Below are 2,527 nucleotides of genomic sequence, written 5' to 3' on the forward strand. Positions count from 1 at the left end.
CTCCGCCACTTTTAAGAAAAGCCGCTGTTTTTACAGCGGCTTTTTCGTATCTGATTAACATCATTTTCTCATACTGATATTTTATTCCACGCACCAGTTGCCATTCATTAGATAAGTACCCTCTCCATTCATCACATACCAAAGGTGTATTTTTTAGAAACTGGCATCAAATATGCTTCCCATTATTCAACGGTTATGTCGTAATTAATGGCATGGTTAGAGAGGAGAAGTGTATGAGCCATCTCTATAAGATTGAATCCTACAGTGAAGAAGCGGTCAGCTCGATTGCCCAGTTTATCCGTTCTAAAGGTGGAAGATGCTGTATTGCTGGTTTTGCAGTGATAACAAGCCACCCTTTTCAAGAGCGCGAGGCGTGGCGTTTACTGCCACTTGTCGGCAAAGTGACTGACAATGTAACCGATTGGGATACCAGCCTTTTTTATCGAAAATGTGATAATTAGCTCGTCAGGTCGGTGAACATCTTACCTAATTCACTGGCCTCTGCTTACTTAGCGACCGATTCTTTGATGTCATTTTATTGAGCCGAATTACGTTGATAACGCGTGGTTTTGCTGGATTTACGTGTCTTTCGTTTGAATGCAGGGCGCTCCACTTTAGGCAATGAGCGAAGCGACTCTGGCACTGCACCCGATTTCGCCTGTTCCATGATCTGAATAATGCGCTCTTGCAGCACTTGCATAAAGGGTTGATACGCTTGCCCACGTTCAGCCATCGCTTGCAATTGATGCTCCCAATGGGCGGTCATATCAGGATAAGTTGATTCATTTGGCAGCGCATGAATTAAACCCCTTCCCGCTGGCGAGCTTAGGATCAGCTTACCTTGACGTGTTAAGAGTTGCCGCTTGAATAAAGTGTCAAGGATCCCCGCTCGCGTCGCTTCCGTACCCAAACCATCGGTTTCACGTAAGATTTTTTTCAGCTCTTTATCTTCAACATAGCGAGCAATTCCCGTCATCGCTTGTAGTAAAGTCGCTTCAGTAAAATGACGAGGAGGCTCGGTTTTTCGATCGTGAATCTCCCCTTCTCGACACGTCAGCACCGTCCCTTTACTCAGTGGTGGAACGGTATCGACTCCGTTCTCTTCTTCATCGACTTTGCCTAACAAACTCTTCCAACCAGTGTCAACCAGTTGTCGCCCTGACGCAACAAAAAAGCCACCCGCAATATCAAACACCAGCTTGGCTTCCGCGTACACGGCAGCGGGATAAAATTGCATCAAGTATTGGCGCGCAATCAATTGGTATATTTTCATCTCATTTCCCGACAAGGCATTGACGGATGCCTGCTTTGGTGTGGGAATAATGGCATGGTGTGCGTCCACTTTCTTATCGTTCCATACTTTGGATTTAAGAGCTAAGTTTGCGCCACTGACCGCCGTTAACAACTCTTGGGCGTTGCACGCGATAGCTTGAGTTACTGACGAAGCTTGAGCGTAATGTTCTTGTGGTAAGTAACGACAATCTGAACGCGGATAGGTGATTAATTTATGCTTCTCATACAGAGATTGGCAAGTGTCTAACACTTGCTGGGCGCTCATTGCAAAGCGCTTCGCTGCATCAATTTGCAGTGCAGATAAGGAATAAGGTAACGGCGCGGCTTGCTTAGTTTGCTTTTGTTCGGCTTCAATCACTGTGGCGGGTTGCCCTGCGATGCGCTGTGCGACATTTTCCACCAACTTGCGGTTTAAGACTCGCCCTTCTTCATCTTGCCACGGCTGGCAAGCATCGCTGGGTTTCCAGCGCGCACGGATATCAAACGCCACTTGATCAGTTTGATAAGGGATTAACGCATGTAATGTAAAATAGTCTCGCGGGATGAAGTTTTCTATCTCCTCATCCCGACGTACCACAAGCCCTAGAATAGGAGTTTGTACCCGTCCAACCGACAAGACACCTTGATAGCCCGCTTTCTGCCCCAGCAAAGTATAAGCCCGTGACATATTCATGCCATACAACCAATCGGCTCTTGAACGCGCGAGCGCTGAAACCGATAAAGGGATGAATTCGCGGTTACTGCGCATCTGTTTCAGTGCACACTGCACGGCTGGAAGGTTTAAATCGCTGATCAGTAGCCGCAATGCTTGCTCTTTTTTACTTTGGCTTACTTTGCAATAATCAATCACTTCATCAACCAATAGTTGCCCTTCGCGGTCCGGGTCTCCTGCATGGATAATTTGCGATGCTTCTTTCAAAAGCTGACGAATCACAGTCAACTGTTTGCTCGATGTTTTGCGCGGTCTAAGCTGCCACTGTGAAGGAATGATAGGTAAGTCGAGTAAATTCCACTTTTTATAGCGTTCATCATAAACATCCGGCTCAACTTGCTCGAGTAAATGCCCAATACACCAAGTAACGATGTCGCCATTCGCACAACGAATGAAACCTTGATCTTTCTTGTGTGGTTTCGGCAGAGCATCGGCTATAGCGCGCCCTAAGCTGGGCTTTTCAGCAATGAATAAACGGGTCATAAACTCAAATCAACGCAAAAAAATAACGCCACATTAGCC

Annotated in this window: 2 protein-coding genes; one reads left to right on the top strand and one right to left on the bottom strand. The window is 46.5% G+C overall.

Annotated features, from left to right (window positions below):
- Nucleotides 1-233 precede the first annotated feature (233 nt).
- Entirely contained in the window at nt 234-461 is a 228-nt protein-coding gene (locus tag B9J84_RS12080) for a hypothetical protein (RefSeq protein ID WP_026028272.1), read from the top strand.
- Between the two features lie 74 nt (nt 462-535).
- On the opposite strand, the gene B9J84_RS12085 is transcribed toward B9J84_RS12080, so the two are convergent.
- Nucleotides 536-2,488: a DNA topoisomerase III gene (locus B9J84_RS12085; RefSeq protein WP_094124229.1), complete on the bottom strand. Its 1,953-nt coding sequence runs from the start codon at nt 2,486-2,488 to the stop codon at nt 536-538.
- Nucleotides 2,489-2,527 lie beyond the last annotated feature (39 nt).

This window comes from Vibrio sp. V03_P4A6T147 (assembly GCF_002241085.1).
GTDB classification, from domain to species: domain Bacteria; phylum Pseudomonadota; class Gammaproteobacteria; order Enterobacterales; family Vibrionaceae; genus Vibrio; species Vibrio anguillarum.

Coding starts and splice junctions, on each gene's coding strand:
- B9J84_RS12085 (WP_094124229.1), bottom strand. CDS start 2,488: ATGACCCGTTTATTCATTGCTGAAAAGCCCAGCTTAGGGCGCGCTATA.
- B9J84_RS12080 (WP_026028272.1), top strand. CDS start 234: ATGAGCCATCTCTATAAGATTGAATCCTACAGTGAAGAAGCGGTCAGC.